The sequence below is a fragment of the Halobacteriovorax sp. GB3 genome, from assembly GCF_028649655.1.
Lineage (GTDB): Bacteria > Bdellovibrionota > Bacteriovoracia > Bacteriovoracales > Bacteriovoracaceae > BSW11-IV.
The window spans coordinates 1-15,508 of sequence record NZ_JAQSLN010000007.1; the positions used below are offsets into that span (position 1 = coordinate 1).

Here is a 15,508-nt window from a genome sequence, read left to right on the forward strand (position 1 = left end):
ATCTGACATTCTAGAATAATTTTCTAATTCATAGAAAATATAGAGGGGTAGCTTGACTACCCCTCTTCCTTACTGTAAAAAATGTTTCATTCTTCGGGTGTATAGCTCCAATTGGTAGAGCGGCTGATTCCAAATCAGTAGGTTGGGGGTTCGAATCCCTCTGCGCCCGCCACTTACTTCACAATATTTAGTTAGATCAAAAAAGTCTTACTTGAAGTTTAAAACCTAATTCATTAGACTCTTGTGGTGCCTTTTATAAGATCGTCATTGTTACTCACTGTGTAGAACTTGCAAAAAACTGCATCGTGTAAAAATTCAGTGGACAAAATGTCTTATCTATCGCATATATGGAAGACTTAACCGGTTATGAAAACCCTCTCTGTCGAGCAAATTTATTTGCGACAGTGCAACTTTCAAGGAAGTGCTATGTCTATTGTAAGAGCAGAAGACAAAAAGAAATGGATTAATGCGTTTGTTGCAATTATGGGTATCCTTACAGGATATATTACGATTGCATTTGTTTCAAAAATGGGTGAATGGTTTGACCTAGAAGCGAAAGTTCCAAACTTTCTAGCAGTTACTCAAGGTGCTGGTATCGTAGTTGGTCTAATCGTATTCATGGGCGTCATTAAAAACGTAAAAGCTTCAGTTCACATGGGTGAAGTTTATGATGAATTAGTAAAAGTTAACTGGGCAGACAAAGACGCTGTCGTAAAAATTACAGTAGGCCTTGTTATTGGATTATCAATTGTAAGTAGTGTTTTCGTACTAGTTGATTTTACATTTAGAAAAGTGCTAAATCTCATCTTCTAATTTAAGAGGAAATATTCATGAGCAATGAAGAAGTAAAAAACGAAGAAAATTCGGAAGTAACTGAAAAAACTGTAGAGCAAACTGCTGAAACTACAGAAGAATCAACTGAGGATGCATCAGAAAATAAAGATGATGGATTTAAGTGGTACATCGCTAAGACTCTTACTGGACAAGAGAATAAAGTAGAGAAGACTCTTAAAGAAAGAGTTGTTAACTACAAAATGAGCGAGTACTTCCAAGATATTCTCGTTCCTGAAGAAAAAGTAGTTACACACGCTGGTGGTAAAAAAAGAACAATCAGACGTAAACTTTTTCCAGGCTACGTCTTGATTAAGATGGTGATGAATGATAATACATGGCACCTTGTTAAAGATACGGATAAAATTACTGGATTTGTAGGTGGTACACCAGACAAACCAGCGCCGATCTCTGACGAAGAAGCTGCTTTCATGACGAATCAAGCTGAAGAAGGATTCAAGAAACCTAAAACAAGTGTTAACTTTGCTGAAGGTGAGACTGTAAAGGTTATCGAAGGACCATTCGCTTCATTTGTTGGAACAGTAGAAGCTATTAATGATAAAGGTAAAATTAGAGTAAACGTCTCAATCTTTGGTAGACCAACGCCAGTTGAGCTCGACTTTACTCAAGTTGAAAAAGTTTCTTAATAAAAGTTGGTAGATCTATTAGATCGCAGGAGTAGAAAATGGCAAAGAAAATTACTGGGTTCATTAAGCTACAGATCCCTGGCGGTAAAGCTAACCCTTCACCACCAGTTGGTCCGGCTCTTGGACAGAAAGGTGTAAACATCATGGAATTCTGTAAAGCCTTCAATGCGAAGACTCAGAAGGACGCAGGTGTAACACTTCCTACAATCATTACGGTTTATTCTGACCGTTCGTTTACTTTCGTAACGAAGACGCCACCGGCATCTTACCTTCTTACTACGAAACTAAAACTAAAGCGTGGAGCTCAAAAAACAGGTACAGAAGTAGTTGGAAAAGTTTCTAAGCAAGTAGTTGAAGAAATCGTAGAAGCAAAAAGACCAGACCTCACAGCAGCATCACAAGAAGCAGCTGAAAGAACAATCGAAGGTTCAATGAGATCTATGGGTCTTCAGAAGGATTATTAATTGGGAGATCTCTAAAGATCGTTTGAACCAAGAGGTGGAAAAATGGCAAGAAGTAAATCTAAGAAGCTTGTAGAAGCTCTTACAAAAGTAGACAAAGATAAACTATATTCAATTGAAGAAGCAATTAAACTTATCAAAGAAGTTAAGTTTGCAAATTTTGACGAAACAGTTGATCTAGCATTCAGACTTGGTGTAGATCCAAGACACGCTGATCAAATGATTCGTGGAGCGATCGCTCTTCCGGCTGGTACAGGTAAATCAGTAAGAGTTTGTGTTATCACTTCAGGTGATAAGCTAAAAGCTGCTGAAGAAGCTGGTGCTGACTTCGTAGGTGGAGATGACATCGTTGCTAAAATTGCAGGTGGATGGCTAGATTTCGATAGAGTAATCGCTTCTCCAGATATGATGGGAAAACTTGGTCGTATCGGTAGAGTACTAGGACCAAGAGGTCTTATGCCTAACCCAAAACTTGGAACTGTAACTCCAGATGTTGCTAAAGCTGTTGCTGAGCAAAAAGCTGGTAAAGTTGAATACAGAACTGAGAAAAATGGTATTATCCACGTTCCAATTGGAAAATCATCTTTTGATGAAGCTAAGCTTAGAGAAAACTTTAACGCAATCCTAGCTGCGATCGTTAAAGCTAAGCCAGCGAGTGCTAAAGGGACTTACATGAAGTCACTGACAATCAGCACAACTATGGGACCTGGTGTAAAAATTGACACAATTGAAGCAACTGCTGTTGCTGCAAAATAATAATTGATACGGGGTTGAAGAAGGAAGGTTCGGTTTGGCCGTGAGGTTAATTCGTGTAAAGCCATCCTGAAATCTCCCTCCGTTGTTTTAGGAGGTATTATGCTTACAAGAGCCGAGAAAGAGGTGATCATCGAGGGTCTTAAAAAAGACATCTCAGAAGCCAAAGGTATCTTTCTCACTAACGTAATCGGTGTTGACTCAAATAACACGACTGCGTTAAGAAAAAGCATTAGAGAAGCTGGTGGTAAATTAATTGTCACTAGAAACACTCTATTTGCTAAGGCGGCTCAAGGTACTGATGCAGAAGGACTTCTTTCTAATTTGAAAGGTCCACAAGCGGTTGCTTTCGCTTTCGAAGAAGCTCCTGCTGTTGCTAAGTGTCTTAAGAACGCTGGGAAAGAACACGAAGTTGTAGATCTTAAGGGTGGTCTACTAGATGGAAAAGAACTATCAGTTCAAGAATGTATCGCTATTGCGGACCTTCCGTCTAGAGATGAAATGCTTGGAACTCTACTTGCTACGTTCAACGCGCCAATTTCTGCATTCGCAAGAGTGCTTAATGCAATCGCTGAACAAAAAGAGCAAGGTGGAGAAGCTGCACCAGCTACTGAAGAAGCTACAGCTGAATAAGTTTATTATTAATTATTATTATTTCTAAAAAGAAAAAGATTTTAAGTTTATAGGAGAATGTTATGTCTATCACTAACGAGCAACTAATTGAAAAAATTTCAAATATGACAGTTCTAGAAGTATCTGAACTAGTTAAAGAACTAGAAGACAAATTTGGTGTATCAGCTGCTCCAGTAGCTGTTGCTGGTGCTGCAGGTGGTGCTGCTGCTGAAGAAAAAACTGAATTTGACGTAATTCTTGCCGAAGCAGGTGCTAAGAAGATCAACGTAATTAAAGAAGTACGTGGTATCACAGGACTTGGTCTTAAAGAAGCTAAAGAACTAGTTGAAGGTGCACCTAAGACTGTTAAAGAAGCAGTTGCTAAAGACGAAGCAGAAGAAATCAAGAAAAAACTTGAAGCTGCTGGTGCAAAAGTTGAAGTTAAATAATATAATTTTAGCTAGTTAAATTAAAATTCATATTTTTAGGGTGTGAAAGCGCAAGCGCTTTCACGCCTTTTTTGCATTTACGGCAAAAAAAATATATACGTATATATTATTCATTTACTTGGTAAAATCCTAGGAGACCGCAATGACTGAGGTTTTTAGACCTAACGAGTGGTTCCGTAAGAACTTCGCGACTACGCCAAAAGTTCTCGAAACACCTCCACTCATGAAGCTTCAAGTAAACTCTTACAACGACTTCCTACAAGCGGAAGTTCCACCCGCAAAACGTGATGAAATCGGGTTGCAAGCAGTATTTAATTCTGTTTTCCCTATTCACGATTTTAACAAAACAGTCTCACTTGAATTCGTAAGCTACACGCTTGAAGAGCCTAAGTACTCTGTTAAAGAGTGTCGTCAACGTGGACTCTCTTACGAAGCTCCTCTGAAAGTGGTTGTTCGACTTGTTTTCTATGATGTAGCGGTCGATAAAGATGGAAACGAGCAAAGAACAGTTTCTTCTATTAAGGAGCAAGAAGTTTATCTTGGAAATATTCCTCTAATGGCAATGACTGGTTCATTTGTCTACAACGGAACTGAGCGTGTTATCGTATCTCAGCTTCACCGTTCTCCGGGGATTATCTTCGAACACGACAGTGGAAAAAAACACTCGAGTGGTAAACTTCTGTACTCAGCGAGAATTATTCCTCACAGAGGGTCTTGGTTAGACTTCGAGTTTGATCATAAAAACATTCTTTTCGCTAGAATTGATAGAAAAAGAAAACTACACGCGACAGTTGTTCTTAAGGCCATGGGTTATTCAACTCCAGAACTATTAAATATGTTCTATGAGCTTGAGACAGTTAAACTTCCTGCTGACGGAAACTTCAAAAGAAAGGTTAACTTTGAACTAATGGTAGGGACGAGATCAATGAACGATCTTGTAGATCCTAACACTGGTAAAGTTCTTGTTAAAAAAGGTAAGAAATTTACTAAGGCATCTGTAAGAAAGCTTCAGGAAGCTGGTATTGAAGAGATCGATACAACTCTTGAAGAAATCGTTGGTAAAGTTGTTGCTGAAGATATTTTTGACGAAAATACTGGTGAGGTTCTTTGTCTTGCTAACGAAGCTCTTTCTGAAGCTAAGATTCAAGACCTTATTACTGCAGGTGTATCAGAAGTAAACTGTCTGTACATCGATATGATTAACTTTGGTGACCAAATCAGAAATACTCTTCTTCTAGATAAAACAGATTCTAGAGAAGATGCTCTCGTTAAAATCTTTGAAAGATTGAGACCTGGTGAACCACCAACAGTTGAAGCTGCTGAACTGCTTTTTGAAAATTTATTTTTTAACGAAGAAAAGTATGACCTATCTAAAGTTGGTCGTATGAAGATTAACTACAAGTTTGGTATGGATGTACCTGTTGAGAACACTGTTCTTACTAAGGAAGACATCACAAGAACTGTTAGATACCTAGTTGACCTTAACAATGGTAAAGGGAAAGTAGATGATATCGACCACCTTGGTAACAGACGTGTTCGTGCCGTAGGTGAGCTTCTTGAAAACCAATTCCGTGTTGGTCTCGTTAGAATGGAAAGAGCTGTTAAAGAAAGAATGGCCATCCAAGAAATCGAAACGATGATGCCTTATGACCTCGTTAACCAAAAGCCAGTTGCTGCTGCGGTTAAAGAGTTCTTTGGATCTTCACAGCTTTCACAGTTCATGGATCAAACGAACCCACTTTCTGAAGTAACTCATAAGCGTCGTCTTTCAGCTCTTGGACCAGGTGGTCTTACAAGAGAAAGAGCTGGTTTCGAGGTTCGTGACGTTCACACTACTCACTACGGTAGAATGTGTCCGGTTGAGACTCCAGAAGGACCGAACATTGGTCTAATTACTTCACTTGCAACTTATGCAAGAGTTTCTGAATATGGATTCATTGAAACTCCTTATCAGGTTGTAAACGAAGATAGATCAATTGATGAAACAAAATACTTCACAGCTTTCCAAGAAGAAGGAAAGGTTATCGCTCAGATTGACCTTGATCACTTCACTGATGGTAAAGTTGCTGGAGACCATATTGCTGCTCGTGTTTCTGGTGAATTCTCACTTGTTAACGCTGAAGAAGTAGATCTTATGGACGTTTCGCCAACTCAGATGATCTCAGTCGCAACATCACTTATTCCTTTCCTTGAGCACGATGATGCCAACCGTGCCCTAATGGGATCGAACATGATGAGACAGGCTGTGCCTGTTGTAAAAACTGATGCTCCTATCGTTGGTACAGGAACAGAGAAAATCGTTGCTAAAGATTCTGGTGCAATTCTTTTCGCTGAAGATAACGGAAAAGTTATCTTCGTAGACTCTAATAGAATTGTTGTTCAACGTGACAACTTCGAAGAGGGTCAATCAGGTGTAGATATTTATCACCTAGTGAAATATCAAAGAACGAACCAAAACACTTGTAACAACCAAAAAGCCCTAGTTAAAGAAGGTGACATCGTTAAGAAAGGTGATGTTCTTGCAGACGGTCCAGGTACACACCTAGGTGACCTTGCTCTTGGACAAAACGTTCTTGTCGCGTTCATGCCTTGGGGTGGATATAACTACGAAGACTCGATCCTGATTTCTGAAGACCTTCTCGCACAGGATGTTTTCACTTCAGTTCACATTGAGTCGTATGAAGTTGAAGCTAGAGATACAAAACTTGGTAAAGAAGAAATCACTCGTGATATTCCAAACGTTTCAGAAGAAGCTCTAAAAGATCTTGATGAAGCTGGAATCATCCGTGTTGGTGCAATCATTAAGCCAGGGGATATCCTAGTTGGTAAAATTACTCCAAAGGGTGAAACTCAACTTTCTCCTGAGGAAAAACTTCTTAAAGCGATCTTCGGTGATAAGGCTGGAGACGTAAAAGATACTTCTCTTAGAGCTCCATCATCAGTACGTGGTACTGTTATTGATGCAAAAGTTTATACAAGAGAAGGTGTTGAGATTTGTTCAAGATCGAAAGATATTATCGAGCAAGAAACAACACTTATTAGAAGAGATGAAAGAATTGAGATTAAAGCAATTCAAACTTCATCAATTCTAAGAATTGCAGATATGCTTAAAGGTGCTAAGACAACTGATAAGCTTGTATCTGAAGACGGTTCAACTGAACTACTTGCAAAAGGAACTGAAGTTACTTCTGAAGTTCTTGCAGGTATTCCATTTGAACTTATTGGTTACCTTCCACTTGAAGCTGCTCTTGAAGAGCGTCTAAGTGAATACTTTGCTGATATCAGAAACAGAATCAGCAGAGTAAGACAAAAGGCAACTGATGAAATTGCTAAACTTCACAGAGGTGATGAGCTTCCTCCAGGTGTTATTAAGAAAGTTATCGTTTATGTTGCTATTAAGCGTAAGCTTCAACCTGGTGATAAGATGGCCGGACGTCACGGTAACAAAGGTGTTATCTCGAACGTTCTTCCTGTTGAAGATATGCCATACCTCGCTGATGGTTCTCCGGTTGAGATCGTTCTTAACCCACTAGGGGTTCCTTCACGTATGAACATTGGACAGCTACTTGAGCTACACCTTGGTTGGGCCGGTAGAGGACTTGCTGAAAAGATGAAAGTTATGCTCGAAGAGCAAGCTCAAATGCACGAGCTAAAAGACTTTATCTATGCTGTTTATAAAACTGATGAAGTTAAAGAATGGCTAAAGAAAGCAAGTGATGCGGATGTTAAGAGAGTTGCTGATCAACTTTCTACAGGTGTTCGTTTCTCTACTAAAGTATTTGACGGTGCTTCTGAAGAGAATATCCGTGAGATGCTTTCACTTGGTGACCTTGATGAAAGTGGTAAAACAACACTTTTTGACGGAATCACTGGTGATGCGTTCGCTGAAGATGTAACTGTAGGTATCATGTACATGCTTAAGCTACACCACCTTGTAGATGAAAAACTTCACGCTCGTTCTACAGGACCTTACTCACTCGTAACTCAGCAACCACTTGGTGGTAAGGCTCAGTTCGGTGGTCAGCGTCTTGGAGAGATGGAAGTTTGGGCCCTAGAAGCTTATGGTGCGGCTTATACGTTACAAGAGTTCCTAACTGTTAAGTCTGATGATGTTATCGGTAGAACTAGAATGTATGAGTCTATCGTTAAAGGTGAGCAAGTTCTTGAACCAGGACTTCCTGAATCATTTAACGTTCTTATCAGAGAGCTTCAAGCTCTTTGTCTTGACGTTAAGCTTGAGGAAAGTACTGAAGAAGAATCTTTCCGTTAATAATTACAGCCTGAACCTTGAGGTTCAGGCTATTTAAAAATACAGAGGCCGAAAGATGAAAGACCTTTTGAACTTTTTTGACAAACCAAAAGATCCAATTAGCGTAGATGCGATTTCAATCAAATTAGCATCACCTGACACGATTCGTGAGTGGTCATTTGGTGAAGTAAAGAAACCAGAAACTATTAACTACAGAACGTTTAAACCTGAAAGAGACGGTCTTTTCTGTGCGAAGATTTTCGGACCAGTAAAAGATTACGAATGTATCTGTGGTAAGTATAAGAGAATGAAGCACAGAGGTGTTGTTTGTGAAAAGTGTGGTGTTGAAGTTACACTTTCTAAAGTACGTCGTGAAAGATGTGGACACATTGAACTTGCTTCTCCAGTTGCGCATATTTGGTTCTTGAGATCACTTCCATCAAGACTTGGTGCACTTCTAAATCTTACTCTTAAAGAACTTGAAAAGGTTCTTTACTATGAAGCTTACTGTGTAACTTCATCTGCAACTGCTGACCTTGAGGGTGGGCTAGAAGTCGGTAGAGTAATCTCTGAGCAACAATACTACGAGCTTAAGTCTCAAGGTATTGAGTTCGAAGCTGGAATGGGTGGTGAGACTGTTAAGGAAATGCTGAGAAAGCTTGACCTTGATCAGACAAACAAAGAACTCAGAAGAGGTCTAGCTCAAGCTACGACTGAAATGGCGAGAACTAAAATTGTTAAGAGACTTAAAGTTATCGAATCAATTTTAAAGTCAGAAAATAAGCCTGAGTGGTTCATGATGGACGTAATTCCTGTTCTTCCACCAGATTTAAGACCTCTAGTTCCACTAGAAGCTGGTCGCTTCGCGACTTCAGATCTTAACGATCTATACAGACGTGTTATTAACAGAAACAACCGTCTAAAGAGACTTAAAGAACTTAACGCTCCTGAAATCATTATCAGAAACGAGAAGAGAATGCTTCAAGAAGCAGTTGATGCTCTTTTTGATAACGGTAGAAGAGGGAAAGTCTTTACAGGTGCTAACAAGCGTCCACTCAGATCTCTTTCTGACATGCTTAAAGGTAAGCAAGGTCGTTTCCGTCAAAACCTTCTTGGTAAGCGTGTTGACTACTCTGGACGTTCTGTAATTGTTGTTGGTCCTTCTTTAAGACTACACCAATGTGGTCTTCCTAAGCTAATGGCCCTTGAGCTTTTCAAGCCATTTATTTACAACAAACTTATTGAGAAAGGTCACTGTACAACTATTAAAGTTGCTAAAAGAATGGTTGATCAGCAAAAAGAAGAAGTATGGTCAATTCTTGAAGAAGTTGTTCAAGAACACCCAGTTCTTCTTAACCGTGCACCTACTCTTCACAGACTTGGTATTCAAGCTTTTGAACCAGTTCTTATTGAAGGGAAAGCTATCCGTCTTCACCCACTTGTATGCACAGCCTTCAACGCTGACTTCGATGGTGACCAGATGGCAGTTCACGTTCCTCTTTCAATTGAAGCACAAATTGAATGTCGTATTCTTGCAATGTCGACGAACAATATTCTATCTCCAAAAGATGGTACGCCAATTATCGTTCCTTCACAGGATATCGTTCTAGGTCTTTACTACATGACAAGACTTAGACCATATGCTCGTGGTTATGGAAAAGTTTTCTCTTCTAAAGAAGAAGCTCAATTTGCGTTCCACTCAGGAAACCTTCACCTTCAAGCACCTATTAAGGTTCGTTTAGAAGGGAAGCTAGTAGAAACAACTGTTGGTAGAACATTCGTTTACGATGTTATTCCAACTTGTCTTCACTTTGATGACGTTAACAAAGTTCTTGGTAAGAAAGAGCTTGGTAAGTTAATTGATAAGGCATACCGTGTTGGTACTGAAAAAGACACAGTTCTTCTTGCAGATGCAATCATGAGCCTAGGTTATCAGTATGCCACTAAAGCAGGTATCTCGATTAACGTTAACGACATGACAATTCCAAAAGAGAAAAAAGGTATTCTTGACGAAGCTTACGCTGAAGTTTCTCAGATTACTGAAGAGTATAACGAAGGTTCGATCACTAATGGTGAAAGATACAACAAGGTTGTCGATGTTTGGTCACAAACTTCTGAAAAACTTGTTAAGGTTATGCTTGATAGGATCTCACAAGATACATTTACTTCAGATATCGATGGAGAAGAGCCTGTTCAAGCTCCTTCATTCAACGCTCTCTACATGATGGCAAACTCTGGAGCCAGGGGTTCTACTCAGCAGATGAGACAGCTTGCGGCCATGCGTGGTCTTATGGCGAAACCATCTGGTGAAATTATTGAAACACCAATTACAAATAACTTCCGTGAAGGTCTTTCAGCTCTTCAGTACTTCACGTCTACACACGGTGCCCGTAAAGGTCTAGCTGATACGGCCCTGAAAACAGCTAACTCTGGTTATCTGACAAGACGTCTAGTTGATGTTGCCCAAGATGGTATCATTAGAACTGAAGACTGTGGAACTCAAGATGGAATCGTTCTTCAATCACGTGTTGAAGGTGGTGAGATCGTTGAGCACGTTGCTGAAAGAGCAATGGGTCGTGTTACTGCAGCTGCTGTACGTGACTTTGAAGCTAAAGAAGTTCTTCCTGCTGGATACCTTCTTACTGAAAAAGACCTAGAGCTTCTTAAAGAAAAAGAAGTTGACCAGATTAAGGTTAGATCTGTTCTTACTTGTAACGAGAAACACGGTTTCTGTGCTGCATGTTTTGGACGTGACCTTGCTCGCGGTACAATGGTTAGTATTGGTGAAACTGTTGGTGTTATTGCTGCTCAGTCGATTGGTGAGCCAGGTACACAGCTTACAATGCGTACATTCCACGTTGGGGGTACTGCGACAGCTGGTGCACAGGTTAACAAGTCTACTGTTAGAGCTGCTGGTAAGATCGTTTTCAACAACGTATCTGTTGCCGAGACTCCAAACGGTCGAATTATTATGAATAAGACTGGGGAAATTGTTGTTAAAGACGCTCGTGGCGTTGATAAAGAGAAATTCCCAGCAGTTTATGGTGCGAAACTTCACTTTGTAGAAGGTCAAGAAATTAACGTTGGTGATACTCTTCTAGAGTGGGACCCGTTCTCTATGCCGCTACTTACAGAAGTACAAGGTTTCGTAAAATTTGAAGACCTAGTTGTTGGTGCAACTATTTCTGAGCAAACAGATGCTGTTACAGGTCTTACTCAGAGAGTTGTTATCGAAACTAAGGACCCTTCACTACAACCAAGAATTTCTATTGTTGATGCTGATGGAAACCCAATCATTGTACCAGGTACTAAGAGACATGCTTCTTACCGTCTACAAGTTGGTGCTAACATCATCGTTAACGAAGGTGATGAAGTTGAAGTTGGTGGTGTGCTTTCTAAGGTTGCACGTGAATCGACTAAGACAAAAGATATTACCGGGGGTCTTCCAAGGGTTGCCGAGCTTTTCGAAGCAAGAAAGCCTACTAACGCTGCTCAGATTTCTGACGTTTCAGGGACAATCGAATTTGGACCAGAGGTACGTGGGAATAGAAGAATCATCGTTAGACCTGAAGATGGACAAGAGCCTGTTACTTACACAGTACCTAAGGGTCGCTATGTAATCGTTAACGAAGGTGACTACATTAGAGCTGGTGAAGCGATTATGGATGGTCCATCTAACCCACACGATATTCTACGTGTTCTTGGTATTAAAGAACTTGCGAAGTATATCGTAGATGAAATTCAAGAAGTTTACCGTCTTCAAGGTGTTAATATCGACGATAAGCACATCGAGGTAATTGTATCTCAAATGCTTAAGAAAGTTGAAATTATGGACGCTGGAGACACTAGCTTTGTTGTTGGGGACTCTGTTACTAAATCTGAGTTCCTTGATGAAAACGAAAGACTTGTTGCTGAAGGTTTCGAGCCAGCTCAAGGTAGACCAATGCTACTTGGTATTACTAAAGCTGCTCTTACAACGGATTCATTCCTATCAGCTGCCTCTTTCCAAGAGACAACAAAAGTTCTTACTCAAGCTACGCTTGAGGGTAAACAAGACTTCCTTAGAGGGCTTAAAGAAAACGTTCTTATGGGTCGCCTAATTCCAGCAGGTTCTGGTATCTCTAAATATAGAGACTTTGAAGCTGCGGTTGAGGAAGATGTAGTAGATTCTACTGAAGAAACTGCTACACTAATGGTTTAAAAAACTTGTGTTGGCCAGAATGATGTGATACATCATTCTGGCTTTTTTTATTGTAAGGTATAAAAGCTAGAAGCAGAAAATTTGTTAGAAGGAGTGGTAGAATGCCTACTATTAACCAATTGATTAGAAAAGGGAGACAGGACAAGTGGTCCAAAACAAAGTCTCCAGCACTAAAAGCTTGCCCTCAAAGAAGGGGAGTTTGTACAAGAGTTTATACAACTACACCAAAGAAACCAAACTCAGCGATGAGAAAGGTTTGTAGAGTAAGGCTTACTTCTGGTTTTGAAGTAACTTCTTATATCGGTGGTGAAGGTCACAACCTGCAAGAACACTCTATCGTATTGATTAGAGGTGGAAGGGTTAAGGACTTACCAGGGGTACGTTACCACACTGTTCGTGGTGCACTAGATGCAACTGGAGTTGATAAAAGAGGTCAGAGACGTTCTAAATACGGGGCGAAGAAACCTAAGAAGTAATCGTTAATTTTAACTAAAAGCACTTTCTTGACTGCTTAATCAGCTTGGTCAAGAGAGAGTAAACCGAAAGGTTGAAGAGAGGACAATATGAGTAGAAAACATAGAGCCCAACCAAGACTAGTACTACCGGATCCAGTTTATCAAGACGTTGTCGTTGCGAAATGTATCAACGCTCTTATGAAAGATGGAAAGAGATCAACTGCAGAAAGAATCTTCTACGGTGCACTTGCTCTTGTTGAGAAAAAAACTGGTGAAGAGCCACTTAAAGTATTTAAGAAAGCTCTTTCTAACATCAAACCTGCTGTTGAGGTTAAATCAAGAAGAATCGGTGGGGCGACTTACCAGATTCCTGTTGAAGTAAACCCAAAAAGAAGACAATCACTTGCACTTAGATGGCTAAGAGACTATGCGAGAGCTAGAAACGGTAAGACAATGATCGACAGACTTGCTGACGAACTTATCGATGCTTCTCAAAATAGAGGTGCGGCTGTTAAGAAGCGTGAGGATGTTTACAAGATGGCTGAAGCTAACAAAGCTTTTGCTCACCTTAAATGGTAATTTAACTTTCTAGCTTTTTATACTTTGCAAAAAGGGCTTCTCAAGGTTATATCCTTTGGAAGCCCTTTTCTTATTAGATAAACGTCAAAGGAATGAAAATTCATGAGTTCAGATCGTATTTCTAAGATTCGTAACATTGGAATCATGGCCCACATTGATGCCGGAAAAACGACAACTACAGAGCGTATTCTTTACTATACAGGAAAAAGTCACAAGATCGGTGAAGTTCACGATGGTGCGGCAACAATGGACTGGATGGTACAAGAGCAGGAGCGTGGGATTACGATCACGTCTGCTGCAACAACTTGTCATTGGAAAAAAATTGAAATTAACATTATCGATACTCCTGGTCACGTTGACTTCACAATTGAAGTTGAGAGGGCCTTAAGAGTTTTAGATGGTGCAGTAGGTGTCTTTGACGCCGTATCTGGTGTTGAACCTCAGTCTGAAACAGTATGGGGTCAAGCAGATAAATATAAGGTTCCAAGAATTGCTTTCGTTAATAAGATGGATCGTATTGGAGCCGACTTTGAAAACTGTGTTACAGAGATTCGTGAGAAGCTTGGTAAAACAGCATATCCAATTCAGATTCCGATTGGAAAAGAAGATGAGTTTGAAGGAGCTATTGATCTTGTATCAATGAAGGCCATTAAATTTTCTTCAGACGACCTTGGTGCAACTGTTGTGTTGGAAGATATTCCAGCAGCTCTTCAGGATGATGCTGAGATCGCCAGAACTGAGCTTCTAGATGCTTTATCAAATTATAATGATGAGCTTATGGAAGCAATTTTGATGGAAGAAGAGATCTCTGAGGAGACAATTAAGAGTGTCCTGAGAGCTGCCGTTATTTCTGAAGAATTTGTTCCTGTAGTGTGTGGTTCTGCATTTAAAAATAAAGGTGTCCAACCACTTCTAGATGCAATTGTTGATTACCTTCCTTCTCCAATTGATAGGGGTGAAGTTTTTGGTCACAGTGCTAAGGATACAACTAAAGAAGATTCTAGAAAGCCAGATGAGTCTGAGCTCTTTTCTGGAATTGCCTTTAAGATTGCAACAGATCCATTTGTTGGGTCTCTGACATTTTTTAGAATTTACTCAGGTGAACTTAAGTCTGGTCAACAGGTTTACAATTCACTCAAGGGTAAGAAAGAAAGAATCAATAAAATTTTAAGATTACATGCTGATAAGAGGCAAGAACTTCAGAGTGCAAAAGCTGGAGATATCGTGGCTCTTTCAGGGTTAAAATATACTGTTACAGGCGAGACACTATGTGCTGACCATAAGCCAATCGTTTACGATCTTATGGAATTCCCTGAAACAGTGATCTCTATTGCTATTGAGCCTAAGACTACAGCCGATGAGAAGAAGTTGATGCAGGCGCTAGGGCACTTAGAGTTAGAAGATCCATCTTTTAATTATCAGCACAACAAAGAAACTGGTCAGCTACTTATTTTTGGAATGGGTGAGCTTCACCTTGAAATTATTGTAGACCGCTTAGAGAGAGAATTCAAAGTTGGTATTCAGGTAGGTAAGCCGCAGGTTTCATATAGAGAGAGTATCGGTTCATCTGCAACAGCTAGTGCGACATTCAACAAAGAACATGGTGGGAAGGTTATTTTTGGTAACTGTACAATCAAAGTTGAACAAACTGATAATCAGTCTGGTGTTGAATTTGTTAGTGAGCTTAAAAAGAATGCCCTTCCACAAGATTTTGTTAATGCAATATCAAAAAGTATTGTTGATACATCATTTGGTGGTGGACTTGCTGGTTATCCATTTATTAAGATTAAGGCGACTTTAGTTGATGCTGAGAGTAACGAAGTTGAAGGCGACGAAGTAGCCTATTCAATTGCAGCATCACAAGCTTTTAGAGAGGCTTGCAAGAAGGCCGGTATTAATCTTTTAGAGCCAAAAATGGCCGTAGAAGTCATTACCCCTGTAGATTATACTGGGGATGTTATTTCAGACATCAATATGAAGCGCGGAAAAATCTTGTCAATGGGTGCAAAGCAGAATAAAGAGGTTCTTAATGCAGAGGTTCCATTGTCAGAGATGTTCGGGTATAGTACTGACTTGCGTTCTAAGTCACAGGGTAGAGCAAGCTTTACAATGAACTTTGATAAGTATGAAGAGATCCCTATGGATCTAGCAAAAACGATTCTTGAGAAAAGAGGAATTTATATTTAACAACATTTAAAATTAAAGGTTCTGCATCTATTAGCAGTAGCTATTATTTTAGGAGAGATTTTTATGGCAAAGGAAACTTTTGAC

Annotated in this window: 11 protein-coding genes and 1 tRNA gene; all 12 read left to right on the forward strand. The window is 39.8% G+C overall.

Annotated features, from left to right (window positions below):
- Positions 1 to 95: 95 nt before the first annotated feature.
- The 12 genes from HBN50_RS17495 (at position 96) to fusA (ending at position 15,424) form a co-directional block, all read left to right on the forward strand.
- A tRNA-Trp gene (locus HBN50_RS17495) sits at positions 96 to 172 on the forward strand.
- A gap of 254 nt (positions 173 to 426) precedes the next feature.
- The gene (locus tag HBN50_RS17500) at positions 427 to 813 is read left to right on the forward strand and encodes a preprotein translocase subunit SecE (RefSeq protein ID WP_273872212.1); all 387 of its coding nucleotides are present in this window, start codon (positions 427 to 429) and stop codon (positions 811 to 813) included.
- Between the two features lie 17 nt (positions 814 to 830).
- Positions 831 to 1,478 (forward strand): transcription termination/antitermination protein NusG, encoded by a 648-nt coding sequence (nusG, locus tag HBN50_RS17505; RefSeq protein ID WP_273872213.1) that lies wholly within the window; start codon positions 831 to 833, stop codon positions 1,476 to 1,478.
- 38 nt (positions 1,479 to 1,516) lie between these two features.
- Entirely contained in the window at positions 1,517 to 1,942 is a 426-nt protein-coding gene (gene rplK, locus HBN50_RS17510; protein WP_273872215.1) for a 50S ribosomal protein L11, read from the forward strand.
- 42 nt (positions 1,943 to 1,984) lie between these two features.
- Complete coding sequence (gene rplA, locus HBN50_RS17515) at positions 1,985 to 2,695, forward strand: 50S ribosomal protein L1 (protein ID WP_273872216.1); 711 nt, start codon at positions 1,985 to 1,987, stop codon at positions 2,693 to 2,695.
- A gap of 99 nt (positions 2,696 to 2,794) precedes the next feature.
- The gene (rplJ, locus tag HBN50_RS17520; RefSeq protein ID WP_273872218.1) at positions 2,795 to 3,325 is read left to right on the forward strand and encodes a 50S ribosomal protein L10; all 531 of its coding nucleotides are present in this window, start codon (positions 2,795 to 2,797) and stop codon (positions 3,323 to 3,325) included.
- Positions 3,326 to 3,387: 62 nt separating this feature from the next.
- Entirely contained in the window at positions 3,388 to 3,753 is a 366-nt protein-coding gene (gene rplL / locus HBN50_RS17525; protein ID WP_273872220.1) for a 50S ribosomal protein L7/L12, read from the forward strand.
- A gap of 142 nt (positions 3,754 to 3,895) precedes the next feature.
- Positions 3,896 to 8,023, forward strand: coding sequence for a DNA-directed RNA polymerase subunit beta (gene rpoB, locus HBN50_RS17530; RefSeq protein ID WP_273872221.1), 4,128 nt, complete (start codon positions 3,896 to 3,898; stop codon positions 8,021 to 8,023).
- 55 nt (positions 8,024 to 8,078) lie between these two features.
- Positions 8,079 to 12,203, forward strand: a complete 4,125-nt coding sequence (gene rpoC / locus HBN50_RS17535; RefSeq protein ID WP_273872224.1) for a DNA-directed RNA polymerase subunit beta' — start codon at positions 8,079 to 8,081, stop codon at positions 12,201 to 12,203.
- Between the two features lie 101 nt (positions 12,204 to 12,304).
- On the forward strand, positions 12,305 to 12,679 hold the full coding sequence (gene rpsL, locus HBN50_RS17540; RefSeq protein ID WP_273872226.1) for a 30S ribosomal protein S12: 375 nt from the start codon (positions 12,305 to 12,307) through the stop codon (positions 12,677 to 12,679).
- Positions 12,680 to 12,766: 87 nt separating this feature from the next.
- On the forward strand, positions 12,767 to 13,237 hold the full coding sequence (rpsG, locus tag HBN50_RS17545; RefSeq protein ID WP_273872227.1) for a 30S ribosomal protein S7: 471 nt from the start codon (positions 12,767 to 12,769) through the stop codon (positions 13,235 to 13,237).
- 102 nt (positions 13,238 to 13,339) lie between these two features.
- Positions 13,340 to 15,424, forward strand: coding sequence for an elongation factor G (gene fusA / locus HBN50_RS17550; RefSeq protein WP_273872228.1), 2,085 nt, complete (start codon positions 13,340 to 13,342; stop codon positions 15,422 to 15,424).
- Positions 15,425 to 15,508: the final 84 nt, after the last annotated feature.

Excerpts from the sequence above, each read along its gene's own strand:
- rpoB (WP_273872221.1), top strand. The coding sequence starts at position 3,896 with ATGACTGAGGTTTTTAGACCTAACGAGTGGTTCCGTAAGAACTTCGCG.
- rpoC (WP_273872224.1), top strand. The coding sequence starts at position 8,079 with ATGAAAGACCTTTTGAACTTTTTTGACAAACCAAAAGATCCAATTAGC.
- rpsG (WP_273872227.1), top strand. The coding sequence starts at position 12,767 with ATGAGTAGAAAACATAGAGCCCAACCAAGACTAGTACTACCGGATCCA.
- HBN50_RS17500 (WP_273872212.1), top strand. The coding sequence starts at position 427 with ATGTCTATTGTAAGAGCAGAAGACAAAAAGAAATGGATTAATGCGTTT.
- nusG (WP_273872213.1), top strand. The coding sequence starts at position 831 with ATGAGCAATGAAGAAGTAAAAAACGAAGAAAATTCGGAAGTAACTGAA.
- rplA (WP_273872216.1), top strand. The coding sequence starts at position 1,985 with ATGGCAAGAAGTAAATCTAAGAAGCTTGTAGAAGCTCTTACAAAAGTA.
- rplL (WP_273872220.1), top strand. The coding sequence starts at position 3,388 with ATGTCTATCACTAACGAGCAACTAATTGAAAAAATTTCAAATATGACA.
- rpsL (WP_273872226.1), top strand. The coding sequence starts at position 12,305 with ATGCCTACTATTAACCAATTGATTAGAAAAGGGAGACAGGACAAGTGG.
- rplK (WP_273872215.1), top strand. The coding sequence starts at position 1,517 with ATGGCAAAGAAAATTACTGGGTTCATTAAGCTACAGATCCCTGGCGGT.
- fusA (WP_273872228.1), top strand. The coding sequence starts at position 13,340 with ATGAGTTCAGATCGTATTTCTAAGATTCGTAACATTGGAATCATGGCC.
- rplJ (WP_273872218.1), top strand. The coding sequence starts at position 2,795 with ATGCTTACAAGAGCCGAGAAAGAGGTGATCATCGAGGGTCTTAAAAAA.